Raw genomic sequence first — 22,226 nt, 5'->3', positions numbered from 1 at the left:
GGAGGGTTCCCAGCGCCTCCGCGATTCGGCTGGCCGGGGGTCTACGCGGTCGCGGGCATCGTCTCGCGCATCCTCACCGCGAGGGCCGCGGCGCCCAGCAGCAGGGCGGCGGTGGTGACGAAGGCGCTGGTGAAGCCGAACCCCTCCACGAGGGCGCCGAGGACGAGCGGCCCGCCGACGGAACCGAGGTCTCCGGCCGTGTTGAGCACACCGACCGCCCTGCCGGCCCGGTCCCTGCGGACCACGTCACCGACGATGGCCGCGGGCAGGGGGTTCGTGGCGCCGGTCACCAGCCCGAAGGCGGCCATCGCGACGAGGAACGGCCAGGTGCCGTCGAGGACGACGAAGCCGAGCGAGACGATCGCGAAGGTCGTGAAGCCGATGATCCCCACGGGGCGTCGACCGCGGATGTCGATCAGGCGGCCGGCGGGGACGACCAGCAGCAGCTGGCCGACCGAGGCGACCGTCAGGCCGATCCCGAGCAGCGCCGGGCCCAGGGACAGCACGTCCTCGGCGAACAGCGGCACGACGGAGAACCGCAGGCCCGAGAGGGTCCAGCGGACGGCGGCCATCATGACGAGGGCGGCGATCAGCTCGCGGGTGCGCAGCAGCTGGCCGAAGCCGGCGAACGGGTTCCTCGAGCGGTCGGGCAGTGCGTCGTCGTCGGTCGGTGCCTCGGGGCCGGGCAGCCGACTGAAGGCGACCAGCCCGGCGATGCCGCAGGCGGCGGCGTAGATGACGAACGGCCAGCGCAGGCCGAGGGGTTCGGCCAGCGCGCCGCCGACGGTCGGGCCGAAGGAGGACCCGATGAGGAAGGAGGACTGGATGGTGCCCACGGCGCGACCGCGGAGGCTGGCCGGGGCGGTGACGAGGGTGAGGGTGACCAGCGCGCCGAGGAACAGGGCGCTGCCGAACCCGCCGATGCCGCGGGCGAACAGGAACCACCAGTAGGTCGGGGCAGCGGCGCTGGCCAGCGAGGACGCCCCCACGATCAGCGCCCCCCAGCCGACTGCCCGCCGCATGCCGATGGTGTCGATCAGCGGCCCCACGGCCAGGTTTGACACCAGCCGCACACCGGCGAACACGCTGACGATCGCCGTGGCCGCGAACACCCCCACCCCGAAGGACCGGGCGAACGCCGGGATGATCGGGATGACCAGCCCGAACCCCAGCCCCACCACCACCCCGATGGCCAGCGCCGCGGTGAACCCCGGGACCGCGCGCAGGTCGGCGAGGCCGGGTCGGCTGTCGGTCGGCGCGTCGTCGTGTTCGGTCATCGGGACCCGAGCATGCCCGACCGACGTGGGGGCAACAGGCTGTCAGGAACGAGTGGGCGGCCGCTTCGGAACGGGCCAGGTGCTCGGCCGCAGTGCAGCTGCACGCAGGACCGCTGCGTGGTGGGGGTCCATCGTCACAGGACGTCTGTTCAGCCATCGGCAGATCACCTGGTCAGTGGTGATGCCGACGTCTCGCGGTAGCTGTTCGATCGTGATCCGTCCCCGTCGGGCGATGAAGACGAGGACGGGGAACACGAAGACCCTGCGGCCAGTCGCCGCCGACAGGAGCCGTGCGGTCGTCGCCGCCTCCCAGCGTGCCGTTCGGAGGTAGGACGTCTTCTGACCGCTGACCATGACCGTCCGTTCCCCCACCCAGACGCGTCCACGCAAGTTCTTGGTGTTGAGCGCGTACGCACCGGTCGGGCCGATGACCAGGTGGTCCAGGTTCGAACCCCTCTCGTTCAGCGGGAGGTCGTGGACCACCGTCCACCGGTCGTCCAGCGTGGCGAGCGAGTGACCGACCTGCTCTTCCCCCTCGGCCCCCACGCGCCACGCACGTTCGGCATCGTGCGCACCGAGCAGTCGTCGAGCCAGCCTGAGCCAGCCAGACGTTGCGCTCGCGGCATGGGCCTGCATGGCGCGCGCGCCCTGTCCCGCCCGGGGCTGGCGAGGAGGCACGGGACCGGTCGTCCATTCCATGGACCGCTGCATCGGCTTCCGAACGAAAAGTCTTGAATGAATGGGTGGTTCGTTCTTCAGCCGCGAAACGGGGGACGCCCCCTGTGCGCAGCTGATCAGCGGGTTGTCCGCGCCGGCCCGCCCCTGAACCGTGCGGCGACCTCCTGGTAGACGGCAGGGTCGACGGTGTCCTCGACCGCGAGCAGCTGCAGGCGGGTCCCGCCCAGCCGGTCGAGCTCGGTCAGCACCGACGGCGCGATGACGTCGTCGCCGACCAGCAGCAGCGGCGCGGCGTGGGCCCATGCCGCTGACGCCGCGATCAGCGCCTCGCCGAACCGGTCGCCGGAAGCCATCAGCACCGCGTCGGCCCCGCGGTGGAACCGGTTGGTCGAGACGGCCACCGAGGTCTGCTGACGGGCGGGGCCGGCCAGACGGATGACGTTCGGGGCGTAGTCGGTCAGCGCGGCCAGCATCGAGTCGGGGATGACTGACTTGCCGCCGAGGACGACGATCTCGTCCGGCTCGAGGCTGCGGAGGGCCGCGTCGGTTTCGGGTGGCATCCGTCCACCGTCGACCAGCAGGACGGGCGCGCCCTCGACGGCGGCGGCTGCACCACCCGACAGGGCGTCGGGGTAGTTGACGCCGGTGGCGACGAACACCGTGCCGGCACCCTCCAGCCAGCCGGCCTCGGTCAGGACCTGTGCGGTGTGGAACCGGTTGGTCCCGGCGATCCGACCCGTTGGCGCGCCGCGTTCCCCGGTGGAGGGGAGGCTGGAGGAGGGGACGACGGCCTCGCCACCGACCACGACGACCTCGGCGAAGGACGGGGCCAGCAGCTCCAGCAGCCGGGCGTTGCCGTCCGGGTCGTCGGGGTCCACCAGCACCGTCAGGCCGCGGGTGCGTCCGGCGAGCCCGGCGACGGCCAGCCCGTCAGGGAAGTTGGCGTCGGTGGCGACGTAGAGGGTGAGGTCGCTGGATGCCGCGCCACGCTGTCCGGGCGGCGGTGTCGGGTCGAGCCCCCCGAACCCGAGGTGGCTCAGGGTCGCGGACAGGAAGCCGATGGCGAGGGCCTGCTCGTCCCGGCCGCCACGCAAGGTGGTACGGCGGTCGCTGACGTACCGCAGGAGGTGGCTGATGCCGTCGGGATCCTCGTAGGCGATGTAGAGCTCGCGGTCGGCGGGGTCGTCGAGAAGGGTGATCTCCGCGGGGACGGTCCCGCGCAGCTCGCACCCCGTCGCGGTGCGCCGGTGGAGGGTGACCTGCCCGCGGGCGACGGCGTCGTCGACGGCCTCGGTGACCCTCCAGATGTCGGTGTGGGCCGGCGGGCAGGTCGGGTCGCCCTGCGTGGTGAGGCGGCCGAGGAACGGCTCTGCCGGGTCACCGGTCCAGCGGATGGACACCTCGCGGATCTCACCGGTGGTCGTGCGCCAGTCGCCGGCCAGGTCAGGGTGGTCGGCGGGGTCGGCGGTGTGGTCCCCGGGTGGGGGAGGGTCGACCGGCGACCCTCCGGCGAGGCGACTGAACCCCATGTACCCGGTCCCGCCGGGGTCGGGGAAGGCGGCCATGGTGAGCTGGCCACCGAAGGTGAAGAAGCCGACGCTGCCGCCGCCGGCATGCTGGCTGCAGTCCTCGTGGGCGCCGAGGCGGAACCCGTCGACCATGCCCCAGGCCCGGTTCTGGCCGGCGCCGCCGGGGATCAGCCCGTGGCCCCACACGAGCCCGTCCCACCAGACCTCACCCGGGACGAAGCACGACCCCTCCTCCGCCTCGACGATCGTCGCCGTGAAGGTGGGGGAGGTGCCCGTGATGCGCAGGACGGTGCGCCCGGGCGGGCTGTCGGGGGCGTCGGTGTCGTGGAGCAGCCAGTCGCCGACGACGCGGTGCTCCACCTCCACCCAGTCGTTGTTGCCGTGGTCCAGGCGCATCCGGCCGGTGGGGGTGTCCCAGGTCAGGAACGGATCGGTGGAGGGATCGGACATCTCCAGCTCGACGTGGTGCTGGGTGCAGTCGGCGTCGAGGGCGAGACCGTCGAACGTAGTGGCCCGGTCCGACCGCGGGACCATCTCGGTGACGAGGACGGTGCCGGGGGCCATGCAGGGCTCGTACCCGCCGTCGACGACGGTGGCCTCGAACACGGCGGGCCTGATCTCGACCCACTCGACGACGACTCCCTCGACCCGGTGCTCGACCGCGGCCCGCGGATGGCCGTCGCCGTCGACGGGGTAGTGGTCGGAGGTCACGATCCAACGGTCCTGCAGGTTCGAGGACGGGTCGTCCGGGCTCGGCTCGCCGGCGGCGGGTGCGGGGGTGGGGAGGAGTGCTGCGAGCAGGGCAGTCAAGGCGAGGACGACGGATGACGGACGCACGGCTTCGACCTTCCGGGTGGTGATGGCCCGACCGAACGCAGCGTCCCGAGCAGCGACGGGAGTGTCAAGGAATGGGTCATGCTGGTGTCGTGATCAGGCGGTTCCAGCCCGAGGACACCGACGCCGTCGTCGACGCGTGGCGTCGGGCAAGCGCGCTGGCCCACCCGTTCCTCAGCGACGAGTTCGTGGTGGAGGAGGAGCGGCGCACCCGCGAGGTCTACCTGCCACGGGCCGAGACGTGGGTGGCTGAGGTCCAGGGTCGGCCCGTCGGGTTCGTCGCGCTGGTCGGGGACGAGATCGGCGGCTTGTTCGTCGACCCGGCGTTCCACGGGCAGGGGCTGGGCCGGGCGCTGGTCGACAAGGCGGTCGAGCTGCGCGGGGCGGTGCGGGTGGAGGTGTTCACCGCCAACACGATCGGCCGGCGCTTCTACGCCGCCTACGGGTTCGTGGGAGAGGAGGAGTGCCGACACGAGGAGACGGGGGAGATGCTGCTGTGCCAGCGGTACGAGCCGGGTTCCCCTGGTGCCGTTGACGGTCGGCGGGGGTCGGCGTAGCGTTTCGTACACGGCGTCCTGTCACGCCGGACCTCCACATCGGGCCTCCACGCGGCCCGGTCCCGGGGAGGCAAGGTCACCGAGTGGTCGACAGGAGTGGTTGATGGACTTCCGTCGTGTGCTCGACGCATCGGTGGGGCGTGGCGAACCGGTGTTGGTCGGGCCAGGGACGAGGACGTCATGACCACACAGCAGACCTTCAAGCGCCGTGTCCGCGAGCGGATGGCGAGGACCGGCGAACGATACGCCCAGGCGAGGCGGGTGCTGCTCGAGCAGCAGGCCGCGGCGCCGCGGGTTGATGGCCGGGCCTGGGTGTCCCAGCCGGAGATGTCGGACGAAGCCATCCGGTCCAACACCGGGCGAGGGTGGGACGAGTGGTGCGACCTGATCGAGGCCTTCGACGGGCACACCGACGGGCACTCGGCGGTCGTCGAGCACCTGATGGAGGTCCACGGCCTGACCGGCTGGTGGGCACAGGGCGTGACGGTCAGCTGGGAGCGCATCACCGGTCAGCGGCTGCCGTTCCAGCAGTCCGATGGGCTGTTCGCCTCGTCACGGACCAGGACGGTGGCGGTGGACGCCGATGAGCTGCGCGAGCTGTTGCTGGACGCGGATGGCCGCGACCACCTGTTCGGCGGCATGCCCACCGAGCTGCGTTCCCGCCCCACGTCCAAGAACGTGCGCATCGCGATGGAGGAGGGGAGCGTGGAGTTCACGCTGACCCCCAAGCCCGACGGCCGCACCGCCGTCAACGTCGCCCACACCCGTCTGCCCGACCACACGGTCGTCCCCGCCTGGCAGGACTTCTGGACCGAGTGGCTGGAGGCGCTGGAGGGGTAGCGCCACCAGCCGCGCCGGCCGCAACCCCCTGCTACGCCAGCAGGGCAGAGGTTGCTTGGATTGGCGTGCTCAGTCGGAAGCGGACGGACATCGGCTTGGCGCCCCTGTGGTCCAGTGGGGTCACCAGGCCGCAGTACTCGAAGGCGACGTCGGACTTGCGGCGGCGGAGCCACGCGTGAATGCGGGTGCCGTCGCTCGGCGCGTTCAGGATCTCTCGGCCCTTCTTGTTGTCGGGTCCGACGCTCGACTGCGACGACCACACGAGGATGTCGCCGCCCTCGAGGTGGTCCTCGTAGTCCCCTCCTTCCTGCATGTTGCCCTTGTGCAGCGTGACGAAGAGCAGGACGTCCTGGTCCAGCGAGACATGGCCGGTGTTCCAGTTGCCGGGATTGAACTCCTCGCCATACAACGGCGGGATGTCCTGTCGCTTGAACGCCTCGCCCAGGTGACGGGCCAGCGGGTTGTACTCCCTCTGGTCGAGGGTTCGTAGGTACTCGGCGACAAGGGTCATCCAGCTGGCGGCCGAGATGGGTGGTGCGGAGGGGTTGTCGGATCGCAGCACGAATCCGTCCTTTGTCCGGTCGAGCGTCTTGAGTACCGCGCTCGGCCCTTCGCCGGCGTCGTACTCCACCAGAACGCGCCGCCCCACCAGCGCGGCGCGATCCTGCCCGCTGATCCAACGCATCAACAGCCGGTCCCCTGACTTCACAGGGTCGGGTCCACCAGCCATCGAGTCGCCGTGTGCCGTCACCACGAACTCTTCGCTTGGCGACCGGTCCTCACCGCGGGTGTCGGCGATTTCGATTGCCTGACCTGCGACCAGCAGATCCGTCGGTTGACCGAACGCGCCGCACGCCACCTGATAGGTCGGGAAGAACGGCAGGGCGGTCCCGCCGCCGGCGGCGACCGCCCCAATCGGACGCATCACCCATTCACCGTCGATCTGGGAGAGACGGACTCGGTGCAACGTCCCCGGTCGCCCGGCGTTCGGGCCGAACCAACCACGCAGGAGTGGCCAGAGCGCGTTCCCCTGTTGGCCCAGCACCTCGGCCGTGTTCAGCGCAATCTTCACGAAGTTCCCGACGTACCGCTCGCCATCGGCGAGGAACGGCGTCGGCCCCTCGGGCACCTCGGGGTTCCGGGTGCGGTCGAACCGCAGGATGGGCTTCCCGCTGCTGTGGGAGACCGTCAGCTCGATGTCATGCCCTCGACTCGGAGTGCGGCGGAGCAGGTAGTCGCCGAGGCGCCACTCGATCAGCTCGGCGAGCATGGCCTCGACCGCGTCCCGCAGGTCCTCCGGAACGCTGAAGTTCGGAAGGAACCGGTCATCCTCCAACCGGAATGCGGGCTGACCCTTCCCGAACTCCCCGGTCCACGCCGCCATGGGGTTCTTGCGCCAGAAGACGGCCCACTGCTCATCGGTCAGGGCCGACACGTCTGGGAGGGAGGACGATTGGACGTCGCTGACCAGCCTGGGGTCGGCCTCAACGATTCGGCGGGACGCCGCGGCGAGTTCGTGCGAGTCCATCCCGTCGTGCAGGGCCCCTTCGTGCAACAAGGCCTTGAGCAGCACCATCTTGTAGGACTTCGTCATCGAGGTGGCCTCGACCTCGGCGACGAGTGAACGGAACCGGTCCCACGCCTCGGTCTCCTGCTCTGTGAGAAGCGACTCGTTCCGCAGCAGGCCGAACCAGCCCCCGTGGGACCGCTTGGCGCTGGCGGGGTTGTATCCCGAGCGGAGGGCTTGCATCGCTGTCGGACGTTCACCGAACTCCTCGGCGTGGTCCTGGACGTAGGCGACCAAGGTCGAGCCGGGCTCGTAGCGCTGCCGGCTGGTGGCCAGCTCGCGCAGCAGGTCGACCGCCCCCAGCTCCCAGGTGACCGAGCACCCCGCTGGCAATTGCCAATCCCCGTCTTCCAGCGCGGCCAGGATGTTCGCGGCGCTGGGCGTCTCCGCCATGCCGAGTCCCAGCAGCGCCCGTGGCTTTGCGAGAAAGGACCGGTGGTTGCCGAGGAAGTCGACGACGACCAGCTTCTCCTTGTTGTCACCAAGCCGGAGGCCGCGGCCGAGCTGCTGGAGGAAGATCACCGGTGAATCGGTTGGGCGGAGCATCAGGACCGTGTCGATCGCCGGCAGGTCGAAGCCCTCGTTGAAGACGTCCACGGCGAACAGCACGTCCAGCTCGCCGTTCTCCAGCTTCCTGACGGACCCACGGCGCGGGTCGGAGGACGGCTTGGAGTGCACCGATGCAGTCCGAAGGCCCTGCTGGCGGAACCACTCAGCCATGAAGTCGGCGTGTGCGGTGGTCTGGCAGAACGCGAGCGTTCGCTTCCCAGCCCGGCTGGCCCATTCCCGGTGGGCGTGGGCGGCCCGATCGTGGGTCTCGATGGCGGCCGACAACATCGCCGGGTCGAACTTGCCGTTGCGCCAGGGGATCGGCACGAAGTCCACGATGTCCTTGATGCCGTGGTACTCGAAGGGCACCAGCTCGTTGCGGTTGATGCCCTCGACGAGATTGGCCTCGTAGACGAGGTTGTCCCCGCACAGGCCGAGGAGGTCCGCACCGTCCATGCGTTCCGGGGTTGCGGTGAGACCCAGCAGGAACGCCGGGTCGAAGTGGTCGATCACCTTTCGGTACGACGAGGCCGCCGCGTGGTGGAACTCGTCGACAACGACGTAGTCGAAGTCAGACGCCTCGAACTCATCGAGGTGGCGATGGAGGGTCTGCACGCTGGCGAACACGACATCGGAGTCCTCCTCGCGTTCCTGTGCCATGAACATCCCGAGCGACCGATCGGGCTGGACCTTGCGGAACACGTCGAGGCTCTGGCGGAGGATCTCCTCCCGGTGGGCAAGGAACAGCACCCGGCCGAACTGCGGGCGGGCGGTGTCGAACGCGGCGAGCCAGGTCTTGCCGAGACCGGTGGCCATCACCACGAGGCCGGCCCGGTGCCCGTCGGCTCTGGTGGCCTCCAGCGCCGCGAGCGCTTCGGCCTGGAGCTCGCGCGGTGTGTAGGGCTGAGCGACCTCCACGGTCACGTCGGCGGGGTCCACACCGGCAGGGACGAGCTCCTGGATCCCGGAGTCGTCGGTTGGGGTGGTCGTCTCGGCTGCGAGATCGACGTCAGTCGACGGATCGAGCAAACCCGGAGGGGGTGGCGCGGTCCGGGAGAAGGGACGGTGACGTTGGTACTCCTGGATCCACCGTTCGGTGAGCGGCACCGTCCAGGCATGCGTCCAGAGTTCCTCGAAGGTCTCCAGCATGGGACGCACGGTGTCCAGGCCCACGTTCCACTCGATGCCTCCTTCGAGCCCTGACGCGCTCAGGTTGGAGGATCCGACCCAGGCAGCGGCCTGGTCGTCGGTGGAGGAGTGGAACAAGTAGCCCTTCGGGTGGAAGCTGCGGACACCGCGGCTCTCGAACACGCGGAGCTGGACCCTGCCGGGATACTCGGTCCCCAGGTCGTGCAGGAGGCGCAACGCTCGGGGCTCGGTCCGGTACAGGTAGTCGGTGGTGAGGACGCGTAGCTGCGATCCTCGTTCGACGGCGTCGGCGAGGGGGTCGGCGATCACCTTGAGGCCGGACTCCATCACGAAGCTGACGACGAGATCGACCCTGTCGTACGTGCTGGTTTCGAGCAGGCTGAGCAGTGCCGGACCGAGGGGTGCGGACGTGCCGTCGGCCAGACGAACCACCCCACTGTCAAGGCTCTCGGAAGACGTCAGTGACCCAACGCCACGGGACGCCGAGGTGCCGAAGCGTGGGATCACGTGAAGGTGGAGGTGAGGGATCTGCTGGCCGGCGGAGTGACCCGAGTCGAACCCGACCGTGTAGCCGGTGGGGCCGTGCTGATCGTCGAGCAGGCGCTTGACGTCGCCCACGAGCGAGAGCAGGTCGGCCTGCTCCTGTGGCGTCGCTTGCCACCACGTTTCGATCAGCCGGCGAGACACCAGCAGGGAATGCCCGGCGACTGGCGAATCAGGCGCCGCGATCGCGAACGCAGATGCGTTGCCGGCGAGGTGTTCGCTGGGCGGGATGGCAAAGAACGGAGAGAGGTCTGACACGGCCACACTTCGGTCGGCGATCGAGAACTGCCGGGGCAGTATGCCAAGCGGTGTTCGTCAGGGATGACGGCGCGTGTGAGGAGCTCTTCTCACCAGTCCTGCGGCAACGACGGCACGGGCCATGTCCGCGCCAGTCGCGCGCTGCGCTGGACTGCCGCCAGTGGGTTCGGGTCAAGAACGTTCCGCTGTGACTTCAGCCATCGGTTGATGGTCCAGTTCGTGGTGATGCCTACGTCGGATGGGCGTTGCTTGATCACGAGCTCGCCACCCACGAAGACCAGCGCCGGCCGGACGTCGACCGTCTGGCCCACGGCGGCCGACAGCAGGCTCGCAACGGTCTTGGCTTCCCACCTGGCGGTTCGGAGATATGGGGTGCGTTGGCCGTTGACCATGACCACCCGTTCGCCAACCCAGATCTTGCCGCGCACCTTCTTGGTGTTGAGGGCGAAGACTCCTCCGGGCCCGATCGCCAGGTGATCCAGGTTCGAGCCCTTCTCGTTGAGTGGCAGGTCGTGAAGGACGGTCCATCGATCGTCCAGCTTCGCCAGCTTCCGTCCAACGGCCTCCTCGTCCTCGGCACCTCGACGCCACGCCCGCTCGTCATCGTGCACACGAAGAAGTAAGCGGGCGACCCGTAGCCACCCAGGTGTGGCTGCTGCTGCGTCGGCCTGCATCTCGCGAGCCCCCTGACCCGGCCGACGGTCGAGCCAGGAGGGTTCGGTAGTCCACGTCATGCAGACAGCAACGGCTGAGAAACGGCGAGTCTTGAATCCTTCCTTGGGAAGGTCAGTTGGTCAGCTGTGGACCGTCCCGAGCGGACGGCGCAACCGCTCGTGGTTCAGGTAGTCGGGGTGGTGCTCGTCGAGAATGTTCGGCTGGATCCAGTCGGCCAGCTGCAGCAGGCGGTCGGGACGCAGAACCCCGAGGTCGTGCTGATCGAGCTGGGTGTACAGGCACTGGTCGGGGTCCAGGTGCAACGCCGTGAACGGCACCCCGGCGTTGAAGGCGTAGTCCGGTGAGGTGAACCAGAGGTGGGTCCGGTCGGACTGCCCGAGGGTGAACCAGCGGTCGTCCCGCACCTCGCCGGGGCAGACAGCGAGGCTGATCAGGCCGGGTACCTCCAGGCAGAACCAAGAGTTCCACTGATCATCGGCGTTGCGCCAGACGCGCGGCAGGCGGCCGGGACGGCGGTCATCGGGCATGCGGACGGACAGGTGCTTCAGCACGGAGAACACGCGCGGCTCCTTCGAGGGTCGCTTGTCATCGGGGATGACCATCGGTGGGCACGACCGCACGACGCGGTCGGGCCGGGTCATTTGATGCGCGTGTTCACGTCCGGGACCCTACCCCGGACGGAGGGTCCTCACGGGCCCGCGATCACCACCGCGCTGAACGGTCCGGCGCCCTACCACTGTCAGGTCCATGCCTCGACTCCGTTCGTGCAACAGAGACCGCGTCTCCACCTCCGCCCCACCGGCCGGGCCGGCAGGAGAACGCCGGTCCCACGACGAAGGGGCCGGTCGAGTCGTCCCGCACGAGCCGATGGGGCGGCCGAACCGAACAGGGGCACACATGCGCACGATCGTTCCGAGGATCTTCGCGGTCCTCGCCTTGCTGTCCACGCTTCTCCTCACCGTCCCGGTCAGGGCCTCAGGGCCCGAGCTCACCATCTCGACGCTCTCCACCCGCGCCGACCTGGTCTCCGGCGGCGACGTCCTCGTCGAGATCAGCCCGACCCCGCCCGCCGGCACCGTCATCGACCTCGACGGCACCGACGTCACCGACGCGTTCGCCACCGGACTCGACGGCCGCTATCTCGGCCTGGTCACCGGCCTCGCCGTCGGCGACAACACCCTCACCGCAACCCAGCCGGACGGATCCGGCGCCACGCTGACCCTCACCAACCACCCCATCGAGGGCCCGGTCTTCTCCGGCCCGCACCTGCAACCGTGGGACTGCCGCACCGCCGAGAACGGCCTCGGTGAGCCGACTGACGGGCACTGCAACGCCCCCAGCATCGTCGACTACCACTACGTCCCCACCGGCGGCACCAGCTACCAGGCCTACGACCTCAGCAACCCGCCGACCAACGTCGCGACCGTCACCAACGACCGCGGTGACACCGTCCGCCACATCGTCCGCCGTGAACGGGGCAGCCTGAACCGCGGCCTCTACGCCTTCGCGTTCCTCCACGACCCGGCCACCGGCGAGCCCGACCCGCGCAATCCGCAGGACGGCTGGAACCGCAAGCTCTACTACCCCTTCGGCGCCAGCTGCAACACCAACCAGACGCAGGGGTCGATGCCCAGCGTGCTCAACGCCACCCGCCTCGCGGAGGGCTTCGCGATCGCCACCTCCTCCCTCAACGTCCTGGGTCACCACTGCAACCCGGTGCTGTCCGCCGAGACCGCGCTGATGCTCAAGGAGCGGGTCGTCGAGACGGCCGGCCCGATCCGCTACACGATGAGCACCGGCGGCTCCGGCGGCGCCATCGGCCAGCTGCAGGTCTCCAACGCCTACCCCGGCATCACCAACGGCCTCATGCCCGGCTCGACGTTCCCCGACGTCTGGTCCACCGCGATGGAGGTCCACGACTGCGTGGTCCTCGAGGCAACCGCCAGCCCGATGACGCCGCTGCAGAAGGCCGCCGTCGACGGGCACGGTCCGCCCCAGTCCACCTGCGGCGCGTGGGTCGGCACGTTCGCCCCCGGCTCCATCCCCTTCAACGGCTGCTTCTCCGACTCCGGCGTCCCGACGACCAACACGCCCGACCCGACCCGTGACTACATCCCCGTCGTCCAGTCCGACGGCTGCCGGGCCACCATCCAGGACATCCAGGCCAACGTCTGGGGCCGCGACGCCAACGGCTTCGCTCACCGGGCCCTGGACAACGTCGGCGTCCAGTACGGTCTCGTCGCCCTGAACCTGCCGGCCACCGACCCCGGCAAGATCACGATGCAGCAGTTCCTGGACCTCAACACCCGCGTCGGCGGCGTCGACATCGACGGGGTCCGCCAGGTGGCGCGCACCGCGATGGACCCGGCCACGGCCGAGATCGCCTACCGCTCGAGCATGCTCAACGACGGCCGCGGCCTGGCCCGCACCGCCATCATCGACTTCGCCGCGTCCCTCAACGTGGAGATCCACACCCCGTACCACGCCTACGCCATCGAGGAGCGCATGGCGCGGATCGGACACGAGGACAACCACGTGATCTGGCACAACGGTCCGTCGGGCACGGCCTGGGACACGATGGACGACTGGCTGGCGTCGGTCGAGGCAGATGGCGGCATCGACCCGCTCACCGGCCTGGACCCCGACGTGGTCAAGGACACCCGACCCACGATCGCCGAGGACTCCTGCTGGAGCTCCGGATCGCAGGAGGACCTGTCGGCCTGCGCCCCGGAGGTGTTCGCGGACTCCCGCATCCAGGCGGGCATGCCGCTGTCGCACGACGTGCTGAAGTGCACGCTCAAGCCGATCGACCCGGCCGACTATGCCGGTGCCGTGCCGCCGGTCACCCCGGCTGACCTGCTGGTCCTCGAGCAGGTGTTCCCCGACGGTGTCTGCGACTACTCCGTCCCCGGCGTCGGCCAAGTGCCGTCGGTGCAGTGGCTGACCTACAACGACGGCCCGGGCGGTCGTCCGCTGGGGCCACCGCCGACGTCCACGGCCTTCTAGGCCACGCCCCGGAACGAACCGACGCCGCCCCCTGCGAGAGGGGGCGGCGTCGTGGGGTCGTGACGAGGGATCAGGCGGCCATGGCCGGCACGCGGTCCAGGCGCATGGTGATCGTGGAGGCGGTGGCGACGGCGTCGTAGTAGTCGGCGCGACGGCGGGCGGCGCGGCCGTTGGGGTAGTGCTCGGCCGGCGCGGGGGTGTCGTCCAGGGTGATGGTCATGGCGGCACGGATCAGCTCGAAGGCCTCCGCACGGATCTGGCTGATCCGGGACTCGGTGACGCCCATCTCCGCGGCGATGTCGGCCATGGACCGCTCCTCGAAGAAGTAGGCGGTGATGACCTCCTGCTGCCGCTCGGGCAGCGCGGCGATGGCGTCCAGGAGGATCGCCTGGCGCTCGCGGCCGAGGATGTCGGCCTCGGGGGTGATCTCGTGGGACGGCAGGATGTCGTCGATGCCGTCCTCGGTCAGCGACTCGTAGTTGAGGACGGTCCCGCGGTGCACGTCGTCGACCAGGCGCTGGGCCTCCTCGGCACCGACCCCCATCTCCTGCGCGGTCTCCTCCAGGGTGGCGGTGCGTCCCTCGCGGGCCACGAAGGCGGCCTGCGCGGCCTGCATCCGACGGGCACCTCGTCGCACCGAGCGGGACGCCCAGTCGCGGGACCGCAGCTCGTCCAGCAGCGCACCCTTGATCCGCCGTCGGGCGAACCGGTCGAAGGGCACCCCGGTGGAGGCGTCGTAGGCCTGCGCGGCCTGGGTCAGCCCGAGCAGGCCGGCCGACATCAGGTCCTCGCGGGGCACGTGCCGGGGGATGCGCGACGCCATGCTGCTCACCTCGTACCCGACGAGGGGCATGTTCGTGCGGATCATCTCGTCGAGGTGGGCGGTGGCGGCGGGGCGCGTCGTCTGCATGCCCCTACCGTGTGGGCGGGAACGGCCGGCGACTATCCGCCGAGGGGTTGAGATTCCAACCGAATCAGGCGCGTTTCGACGCAGCGTACGTAGTCAGTCGTGACCAGGAACGCCCGCTCCTGTCGCACCGGTTGCACGGTGTCACTGCCTGTATCGGCCGATGCCGGACGGTCCTGAGGACTTCGACTCAGATGTGTGTCGTCGTCGCGGCGATGCCGACCCGCTGGGTGCGGAACGGTCCGGTGACCTCGTAGGTCAGGCCGTCGCCGGGCCCATCGAGGCCGGCCCGCTGGGAGGAGAAGTACAGCCGGCTGCCGTCGGGCGAGAAGCAGGGACCGGTCACCTCCGACCCCTCGTGCTCGGGCCCGGGCATGCGGACCAGCGGCACGACCTCACGGGTGTCGGCGGTGATCAGGCGGATCTCCATGTCGCCACCGTCCTCGGCGACCAGCACATCACCCGACGGGGCGACGGTCACGTTGTCGACCCCCGTGAGGCCACCGTCGGGATCGGTCTCGGCGTGGTACAGCGTGGTGATCGTCTGGGCCTCGACGTCGTGGACCCACACCCGGTTGTCGCCCTTGGTGGTGAAGTAGACGAACCCCGAGTCGTACCAGATGCCCTCACCGCCGTTGAACGCCGTCCCCGCCGTCCGTTCGCGCAGGGGCGTGGCCGTCGGGTCGTCCACGTCGACCCACTCCACGCTGCCGTCGTCGGCCAGCACGGCCGCCTGCAGGACGCCGTCGCCCTCGTCCCGGGCTCGCATCCGGCCCTCGGCCATCGCCTCGTCGAACCGTCCCTCGGCCATCACCCACCGGTAGAACAGCCCGGCGGGGTCGTCCTCGGTCAGGAAGAGGTGCTGGTTGACCGGGTCGACCGCCACCGCCTCGTGGTTGAACCGGCCGAGCATGGGATGGGGTTCGCCCGCCCACGACCCGTCGGGCGGGCACTCCCACACCTGTCCGCTGTCACCGGCCTCCTCACACGACAGCCATGTCCCCCACGGGGTGATCCCGCCGGCACAGTTGCGCGAGGTCCCCTGCAGCACCGGGTAGGCATCGATCGTCGACCCGTCGGCGGCGAAGCGGATGCCGCCGACGCCACCCGCACCCTCGCCGACCTCGGAGTTGTTGACGTAGCGCCAACCGCCGTCGTCCTCGGGGAAGCAGGCCGCCCCGTCCGGTGCGGGGTGCCACACGTACGACGACGCCCCGTCGGCCAGCCCCACCCGCAGCCCGGACGCGGCGATGATCCGCGACCGGAAGCCCTTCGGCAGCATCAGCCCGTTGGCGTCCGGTCCGAGCAGCGCGCCGTAGGGTCCCTCGCCCCGCACGACCGGGCCGGCCAGCAACGTCCGGTACTGCGCCGGCGAGCAGGCCAGCACCGCCCCCAGGACGGTCGCCTTCAGCAGGGTTCGCCGTCGCAGGGCGGTCTGGCCGATGTGCATCGCCGCGATGCTAGATGCCCACCCCCGACATGCGCGGGTGGGGTAGCCTCCGAGACGAGGAGGCACCCGGATGGGGACGTTGGCAGAGGCGCTCGAGCCGTTCTCGGCGACGCGTGCGGAGGTCGCCTACCGCTACCCCGGCCCGACCGGCCTCGTCTCGCGGATCCTCGGGGTGATCCCGCACTCCTTCGGCCTGCTGGTCATCTGGCCGCCGGCACTGCACACCACGACCCTGTCGGTCCCCACCCTGTTCGACGTGCCTGCGGTCGACCTGGGCCGGTCCATCGACCCCGACCTGCGGGCGATGGTGGCCCACGCCTCCAGCCGGGCGTTCGGGTGCAGCTACTGCACCGCCCACACCGCCATCATGGGCAGCGTCGTCCGCGGGCCCGCCGAAGCCCCGTCCATCGACGACCGGGTGCGGGCGGTCACCACCCCGCAGCAGCTCGACCCGCCAGCCCGTGCAGCCGTGGAGTACGGCACTGCCGTTGGCTCGATGCCGCCCGTCGACCTGTCCGTCGCCACCGACGACCTGGCCATCCACCACGACGCCGACGCCGTCGAGGCGATCGTCCTCACCGCCGCCTGCATGGGGCTGCTCAACCGGCTGTTCGACACGCTGGGCGTCCCGCTGGAGACCGCGGTGCAGCATGCCGCCGGTGACACGCTGGCCGAGCAGACCGGCTGGACCGCCGGCAAGCACGAGCAGGAGGGACCACGGTCCGACGACGGCGAACGGCTGGCCATCGCGTCCCGCGTGCTGATGCTCAGGGAGGTCCCGGCTGCCGAGGCCCACGCCAGGCGACTGCTGGAGGACGTCCCCTCACGCGGAGGTCCCCAACGACGCCTCCTGCGGGAGGCTGCCGGGTTCGTGCCCTACTGGATGGACACGATCCGTCGCCGGAAGGCGCGCCGGCTGTTCGTGCACTGGACGGTCGAGCGGCTGCTCGCCGACGGGGTCGACGACGCCGTCGACGCCGCGTGCAAGGCCACCTTCGGGTTCGTCCAGGCGAGCACGGTGGGCAACACGGCCCTGGCCGGTCACATGGCCTTCCTCGCCCTCCGGGCCGGGGTGTCCGTGGAGGACCTGCTGGCCGCACGCGACGGCGACCACGACATCGACGACCCGGCCGGTGCGGTCATTGCGTTCGCCCGGGCCACCTCTGGTGGGGCAACCACGCTCGACGACGACCTCGTCGATGCGCTGCTGGTCCACGGCAGCGCGGCGGGCCTCGTCGAGCTGGTCACCCTCGCCGCCGTGCTGACCGCGATGCACCGCTACACCGCCAGCGTCCCGCCGGTGCAGCCGGAGCCGGAGCTCGAGGCGCTCCTGGTCGAGCACGGGGACGCCCTCGGGCTCACCGGCGCCACGACCTGACCACGGCCTGCCGGTCGCGCCGGTCCCGAGGGGACGGTCAGCCGGGTGGCTCCGCCGACATCAGCGCCGCGAGCTGCACGCGGGAGCGGATGCCGAGCTTGCGGAAGGTGCTGGCCAGGTGCGGGTCCGAGCATGTCGTTCGTCCTGTCAACCGTGTTCCTGGTCGCCACCGCCCTGGCCGCGTCGGTGCACCCCGTCCAGTCCCGAGGTCCACGTCCCGATCGCCATCCGGTGGAGGTCGAGGGCACGGGCGTCCACCACTTCAGCACCGCACGAACCCACTCCACGACGCAGGACGAGGACGGGGTCGTCGTGCAGCGCAGCACCGACACGGTCAGCCTCGACGGTGACCTCTTCGGCACGGTGCTGTACCACTCCACCGCCCGCATCGACGAGGGGGCCGGCACCGTCGTCGTGACGGGTGCGCAGCTGTTCTCCGGCACCGTCCTGGGCGGTTCACCCACGGTGATGTTCGACGACCGCTTCCGGTTCGACATCGACCTCGCGACCGGCGCGACCCACGGCGAGGTGCACTTCGAGCCCAGCGCCGATGCCCGCCACGAACCCCGGGTGTGGTGCGACCTGATCGTCGCCGGCATTGGCCGGACCCCCGAGGGCGACAGCACCTTCAGCTACCGGGGGACCTGCCGGACCGGATGAGGGGGAGGCGCCGCCGTCCCGAGGCCGTTCGGGGCGGCGGCGTCAGCCACCCGGCAGCGTCCAGTGGGGGCCGGTCAGGCCGAGGCGGTCGAGGATCGCCTGGCCCTCGTCACGGCTGCGCGGGGTCCAGTCCGGCGACAGCCGGTTGCCCCACCACGCATGGGCCAGGGCCGACAGGGTCGACAGGCTGGTCGTGGCGCCCCGCGGGCGACCGTCGAGCCACCGGGTGACGTGCTCCTCCGACCGGAAGAGGGCCATCGTCAGTCAGGTGAACGCGATGTCGTCCCACCACCGGCTGGCCGGCACGAGGCAGTGGAACAGCATGTCGTCGTCGACCGGGCGCTGGTCGCGGACCTCCACGATCAGGTCGTCGCCGCAGTCGGGGCAGCTCGTCTCGATCCGGCCGTCGACCCCGAGCGCGGCGCACACCCCGAAGGCATCCCACGCACAGTTGGCGTCCCACCAGCGGTCGTCGGCTCGCACCCGGAAGTTCGTCGGCTGGGCCGCGAACGGGTTGGCCATCAGCAGCTCGGCCGGGCCGTCCCGATCGACCAGCACCAGCGCGTGGGCGTCGTGGAGTCGGCGCCAGGCGTCCTCGACCTCCTCAACGGAGTGGCCGGCCACGGCCTCGGCCACGTCAGCCGGTGTGGGTGCTGACCCGCGCTCGACGAACACCGCGTAGGTGGCGTTGCGCACCGCGAGGTCGCGTGGGTCCACGTCGCCACGGTCCTCCTGTTCGTCGGCCGGGTCAACCGCGACTTCGCAAGCGGACGACACCGCCCGGACCCCCGCCGGGTCCGAGCGGCCGCCACCGAGGAGATGGGACTACATCTCCGGCATCGGCGCGATCTCGAAGATGTCGACGGCGAAGTTGCCGCTGCCCTCGCTGAGGAAGGGGTGCCCCTTCACGTGGGCCCTGGCGCCGTCGATGTCGTCGGCCTTGATGATGGAGTAGCCCGACAGCGGCGTGGCCGTGCCGTCGGTGCCGTCGTCGACAACGGACGTGGACTGCGCCAGCGGTGACCCGACGTCCACCAGCGCTTCGCCGGTTCGCCCGATCCACTCGCCCCACGCGGCCATCACGGCCTCGTGCTGCTCGGGGGTCATGTCGGCGGTGTCGGTGGACTCGCCCTTGTAGGTCAGCAGGTAGTTCGGCATGGCGTGCTCCCTTGGTTCGGTGGTGACGACATCTGCGCCGTCACCACCAACGACGAACACCAGCCGACGGATTCGACACCCGGCGAAGGTTTGCCTCGACCAGCCGGCTGCGCGTCAGGCCGTCGCCGCGACTCGCCGGTCGTCGACGGCCAGCGACCGCATGCGCTGATCCAGGTGACGGGCCAGCCGGGCGGCGTCGGCGCCGACGCCGTGGATCATCTCCGACGCCATCGTGTGGAGGAACAGCAGGCCGAGGAAGTACAGGCCCGGCTGGTCATCGGCCACGCCGCTGGTGTGCCGCGGCTCACGGTCGCCGTGGACGGGAAGGTCGACCCACGGGAACACCGGATCGAAGCCCGTGCACCAGACGATGGCGTCGACGTCGAGCATGCGTCCGTCGGCCAGCCGCGGGCGGCCGTCGACGACCCCGTCGACCCGCGGAGCCCGTTCCACCCCTGCGGCAGCCAGCTCGTGGTTGCGGACCCGGATCAGCGGTCCGCCCGACGACAGGATCTCCGGCCGCTTGCGGCGACCCACCGGGCTGTTCACCGACAGGATCCGCCGGAAGACGAAGCGCAGCACGAACCTGACGCCGACGGTTCGCCCGAAGGGGCTCTCGATGCGGAAGGGGATGTGGCCGGTGTCACGACCGGCCAGGACGATCCGTCGCGGACCGTCGGCGGCGCGGGCCAGGTCCATGCAGACCTCCGACCCGGAGTTGCCGGCCCCGACGACGAGCACCGTCCCCGTGCCGACCTGGTCGGGTGCGCGGTAGGACGCGGAGTGGACCTGGACGATCCGTTCGTCCAGCTGCTCGGCGAACGCGGGGACGTGCGGACGCTGGAAGCCCGACATCGCCACGACCACGTTGTCGGCGGTCCACCGGTGGCGGCCGGCGCGGACGACGTACCGGCCGTCGATGTGTCCGACGTGGTCGACCACCGTGCCGAGGTGGATCGGCAGGGCGAACCGTTCGGCGTAGGCCTCCAGGTAGTCGGCCATCTCGTCCTTGGTCGGGAACGTCGTGGGCGGGGCGGGGAACGGCATGCCGTCCAGCCCGTCGTACCGGGCGGGGGTGAACAGCCGCAACGAGTCCCATCGCCGCCGCCAGGCCTCGCCGACCCGCTGGTGGGCATCGAGGATCAGGAACGTTCGGCCGAGCTGCTGCAGGTGGTACCCCATCGACAGGCCGGCCTGCCCGGCGCCGATGACGATCGTCTCGACGTGCCCCTCCTCGACGTGCCCGTCCTCGATGCGTGTCGTGTCGTCGTGCGTGGTGTCCATGACGGTCCCTCCATCCGATGTGTCCCGACTGCTGATGGACGTGACGCTACGGATCGCCGGCGTGCCCGGCGTCGCCGGAATCAGCCAACCAGGCACCATGCACCGATGGTTGATCCTGACCATCGGGAAGTTGGAGGGCGTCGGGTCAGACCAGCCCGTGCTGGTACCCGAACGCGGCTGCAGCGGTCCGTGAGTCGACCCCGAGCTTGGTGTAGATGTTCTGGAGGTGGCGGGCGACGGTGTGCTCGCTGATGACCAGCTCGGCGGCGATGGCCTTGTTGCTCGCCCCGCCCGCCACGAGCTGCAGCACCTCGACCTCGCGGTCCGACAGGCCACCCGGATGCTCCGCAGCGCTGGTCGTCGCCAGCCGCTCGATCCGCGCCAACTCGGTCGTCGCGCCCAGCGCCTCCATCACCTGCCGTGCCGCGTCGAGCTCCAGCCGGCAGCCGTCCTCGTCGCCCAGGGCCCGGCAGGCCTGTCCGATGCCGACCCGGACGCGGGCCTCCTCGAACGGATCGTCCACCTCGTGCCAGTACGCCCACGCCCGGCGCAGCCAGCCGAGGGCGGACGCGGCATCGTCATCGGCCAGCAGCACGACCCCCCGGACCCCGGCGGCCACCGCGGACGCCACCGGCGTGCCGACGCGGCCGGCGGTGGCGTCCAGCTCGTCGGCGAACGCTCGCGCCTCCGCCACGCGATCGCGGGCGAGCGCCACCTCCGCGCTGGCAGCCAGCAGCGGGACACGCAGGACCGGCCCGTCGACCTCCTCCAGCGACCGGCGCAGCGACCCCGCCGCCGCCTCCGGTTGACCCTGTGCAAGGCGCAGCAGCGCGAGGCCGGGCTGGACGGCCCGCCCGTGCTGGCTGGCGCGCTGGTAGCCCTCCTCCGCCTCGTCGTCGCGTCCGCGGAGTAGGTCGAGCTCGGCCTGCTGGTGGTGGGCGTCACCAACGGCCGGCTGGGGTGGTGGCCCGGCCAGGTGGACGCAGGCCTCGTGTGCCGCCGACACGGCGGCCGGCCAGTCGCCCTGGTGCTGGAGGATCTCCGACCGGTGGACGAGGCACTGTCCACGGAAGGGGACCATGTCTGGGTGGTCGGCGCACCACGAGGCCAGGGCCGCCGTCCACTCGCGGGCCCGGGCCACATCGGCGATGTCCCGGCAGCAGGCAATGGTGGCGCAGTACACGATGCCGGTGACGAGCGGGCCGACCTCGCCGGCGGTCACCGCGAGCATGGCCTCGTCCAGCAGCGCCACGCCGTCGTCGACCTCGCCCCGCAGCAGCCATGCCTGTCCGAGGCCCAGCCTGCCGAGGGTCGCCAGGTCGACGATCGCCCGGTCGAGGGTCGTCCTGTCGCCAGCGGGATCGTCGGCGCGGTCGTCGGCGCGGTTGTGGGCGCGGTCGTGGGCGCGGTTGTCGGCCAGCGCGACGGCGCGGCCGAAGCACTCCATCGCCGTGTCGGCGTCGCGGCTGCCGAGGGCCATCAGGCCCCGCGGCAGCAGCAGGTACCCGTGCTCGACGGCCTCCGGCTGGTCCGCGAGCAACCGTGCAGCCCGGGACAGCCAGCCGTTCGCGCGTGCCGGCTCGCCCCCCTGTGCCAGCACCGTCCCGAGCCAGAACGCCGACCTTGCCGCCCGGCGGGGATCGCCCTCCTCGAGGTGGGTGTCGATGGCCCGCTCGCGTGCTCGGTGGTGGAGGTCGTTGCGTCCGACGAGGTGGGCGGCGTCGGCGAGGTCGTCCAGCTCGACGCCCGACAGCGTCCCCGCCTCGGCGGCCGGCGCCAGGGTGTCGACGACCGATGACCAGCTGGGCGCGAGCTGATCCGGCCCGCCCGGCGAACCGGTCGGGGCCAGCCCGTCGCCCGTGATCGGAGGCACCGTAGCGAGGATGCGCCCGGCTCCTCGGGGCGGTCAACGGAACCCGACACGTTC

Annotated in this window: 18 protein-coding genes and 1 pseudogene; 5 read left to right on the top strand and 14 right to left on the bottom strand. The window is 70.8% G+C overall.

Annotated elements, in window-relative coordinates:
* Window positions 1-41 precede the first annotated feature (41 nt).
* The 3 genes from CUC05_RS15870 to CUC05_RS15860 all read right to left on the bottom strand — a co-directional run bounded on the left by CUC05_RS15870 (window position 42) and on the right by CUC05_RS15860 (window position 4,321).
* On the bottom strand, window positions 42-1,277 hold the full coding sequence (locus tag CUC05_RS15870) for an MFS transporter (RefSeq protein ID WP_108667100.1): 1,236 nt from the start codon (window positions 1,275-1,277) through the stop codon (window positions 42-44).
* Between the two features lie 42 nt (window positions 1,278-1,319).
* The gene (locus CUC05_RS15865; protein WP_157965637.1) at window positions 1,320-1,976 is read right to left on the bottom strand and encodes a nuclease-related domain-containing protein; all 657 of its coding nucleotides are present in this window, start codon (window positions 1,974-1,976) and stop codon (window positions 1,320-1,322) included.
* 95 nt (window positions 1,977-2,071) lie between these two features.
* Window positions 2,072-4,321: a cell wall-binding repeat-containing protein gene (locus CUC05_RS15860; protein ID WP_108667098.1), complete on the bottom strand. Its 2,250-nt coding sequence runs from the start codon at window positions 4,319-4,321 to the stop codon at window positions 2,072-2,074.
* An 89-nt stretch (window positions 4,322-4,410) separates the two neighbouring features.
* Between CUC05_RS15860 and CUC05_RS15855 the strand changes: the two genes are divergently transcribed.
* Window positions 4,411-4,875 carry a GNAT family N-acetyltransferase gene (locus CUC05_RS15855; protein WP_205712370.1) on the top strand — a complete coding sequence of 155 codons (465 nt, stop codon included), beginning with the start codon at window positions 4,411-4,413 and terminating at the stop codon, window positions 4,873-4,875.
* Window positions 4,876-5,055: 180 nt separating this feature from the next.
* Window positions 5,056-5,715 (top strand): hypothetical protein, encoded by a 660-nt coding sequence (locus CUC05_RS15850; RefSeq protein WP_108667096.1) that lies wholly within the window; start codon window positions 5,056-5,058, stop codon window positions 5,713-5,715.
* 31 nt (window positions 5,716-5,746) lie between these two features.
* Here CUC05_RS15850 and CUC05_RS15845 read toward each other — a convergent pair whose 3' ends face one another.
* From CUC05_RS15845 to CUC05_RS15835, 4 genes and pseudogenes are all read right to left on the bottom strand, one after another.
* On the bottom strand, window positions 5,747-9,412 hold the full coding sequence (locus CUC05_RS15845; protein WP_240606269.1) for a DUF3427 domain-containing protein: 3,666 nt from the start codon (window positions 9,410-9,412) through the stop codon (window positions 5,747-5,749).
* A 120-nt stretch (window positions 9,413-9,532) separates the two neighbouring features.
* Window positions 9,533-9,667: pseudogene (locus CUC05_RS26130) on the bottom strand (HIT family protein); the annotation flags it as partial.
* A 203-nt stretch (window positions 9,668-9,870) separates the two neighbouring features.
* On the bottom strand, window positions 9,871-10,392 hold the full coding sequence (locus tag CUC05_RS15840; RefSeq protein WP_157965636.1) for a nuclease-related domain-containing protein: 522 nt from the start codon (window positions 10,390-10,392) through the stop codon (window positions 9,871-9,873).
* A gap of 183 nt (window positions 10,393-10,575) precedes the next feature.
* On the bottom strand, window positions 10,576-11,016 hold the full coding sequence (locus tag CUC05_RS15835) for a hypothetical protein (RefSeq protein ID WP_157965635.1): 441 nt from the start codon (window positions 11,014-11,016) through the stop codon (window positions 10,576-10,578).
* A 337-nt stretch (window positions 11,017-11,353) separates the two neighbouring features.
* On the opposite strand from CUC05_RS15835, the gene CUC05_RS15830 reads away from it, so the two are divergent.
* Window positions 11,354-13,462: a DUF6351 family protein gene (locus CUC05_RS15830; protein WP_108667093.1), complete on the top strand. Its 2,109-nt coding sequence runs from the start codon at window positions 11,354-11,356 to the stop codon at window positions 13,460-13,462.
* 70 nt (window positions 13,463-13,532) lie between these two features.
* Here CUC05_RS15830 and CUC05_RS15825 read toward each other — a convergent pair whose 3' ends face one another.
* Window positions 13,533-14,372: a sigma-70 family RNA polymerase sigma factor gene (locus tag CUC05_RS15825; protein WP_108667092.1), complete on the bottom strand. Its 840-nt coding sequence runs from the start codon at window positions 14,370-14,372 to the stop codon at window positions 13,533-13,535.
* A 187-nt stretch (window positions 14,373-14,559) separates the two neighbouring features.
* Window positions 14,560-15,819 (bottom strand): alkaline phosphatase PhoX, encoded by a 1,260-nt coding sequence (locus CUC05_RS15820; protein WP_205712369.1) that lies wholly within the window; start codon window positions 15,817-15,819, stop codon window positions 14,560-14,562.
* A 70-nt stretch (window positions 15,820-15,889) separates the two neighbouring features.
* On the opposite strand from CUC05_RS15820, the gene CUC05_RS15815 reads away from it, so the two are divergent.
* Window positions 15,890-17,197 (top strand): carboxymuconolactone decarboxylase family protein, encoded by a 1,308-nt coding sequence (locus CUC05_RS15815; protein ID WP_108667091.1) that lies wholly within the window; start codon window positions 15,890-15,892, stop codon window positions 17,195-17,197.
* Between the two features lie 132 nt (window positions 17,198-17,329).
* Entirely contained in the window at window positions 17,330-17,857 is a 528-nt protein-coding gene (locus CUC05_RS15810) for a hypothetical protein (RefSeq protein WP_108667090.1), read from the top strand.
* Window positions 17,858-17,899: 42 nt separating this feature from the next.
* Here the strand turns inward: CUC05_RS15810 and CUC05_RS15805 are convergent, their stop codons facing one another.
* The 5 genes from CUC05_RS15805 to CUC05_RS25905 all read right to left on the bottom strand — a co-directional run bounded on the left by CUC05_RS15805 (window position 17,900) and on the right by CUC05_RS25905 (window position 22,172).
* The gene (locus tag CUC05_RS15805; protein WP_108667089.1) at window positions 17,900-18,115 is read right to left on the bottom strand and encodes a hypothetical protein; all 216 of its coding nucleotides are present in this window, start codon (window positions 18,113-18,115) and stop codon (window positions 17,900-17,902) included.
* A gap of 6 nt (window positions 18,116-18,121) precedes the next feature.
* Window positions 18,122-18,574: an organomercurial lyase gene (gene merB, locus CUC05_RS15800; RefSeq protein ID WP_108667088.1), complete on the bottom strand. Its 453-nt coding sequence runs from the start codon at window positions 18,572-18,574 to the stop codon at window positions 18,122-18,124.
* A gap of 108 nt (window positions 18,575-18,682) precedes the next feature.
* A complete protein-coding gene (locus tag CUC05_RS15795; RefSeq protein WP_157965634.1) occupies window positions 18,683-19,015 on the bottom strand; it encodes a YciI family protein in 333 nt (110 codons plus the stop codon).
* Window positions 19,016-19,129: 114 nt separating this feature from the next.
* Window positions 19,130-20,299, bottom strand: coding sequence for a flavin-containing monooxygenase (locus CUC05_RS15790; RefSeq protein WP_108667086.1), 1,170 nt, complete (start codon window positions 20,297-20,299; stop codon window positions 19,130-19,132).
* A 145-nt stretch (window positions 20,300-20,444) separates the two neighbouring features.
* Window positions 20,445-22,172, bottom strand: coding sequence for a LuxR family transcriptional regulator (locus CUC05_RS25905; RefSeq protein WP_108667085.1), 1,728 nt, complete (start codon window positions 22,170-22,172; stop codon window positions 20,445-20,447).
* Window positions 22,173-22,226 lie beyond the last annotated feature (54 nt).

Origin of the sequence: Euzebya rosea (assembly GCF_003073135.1) — a bacterium.
GTDB lineage: Bacteria > Actinomycetota > Nitriliruptoria > Euzebyales > Euzebyaceae > Euzebya > Euzebya rosea.
The sequence above is the reverse complement of the archived record's forward strand: the minus strand, read 5'-3'. Positions and strand labels throughout refer to the sequence as shown.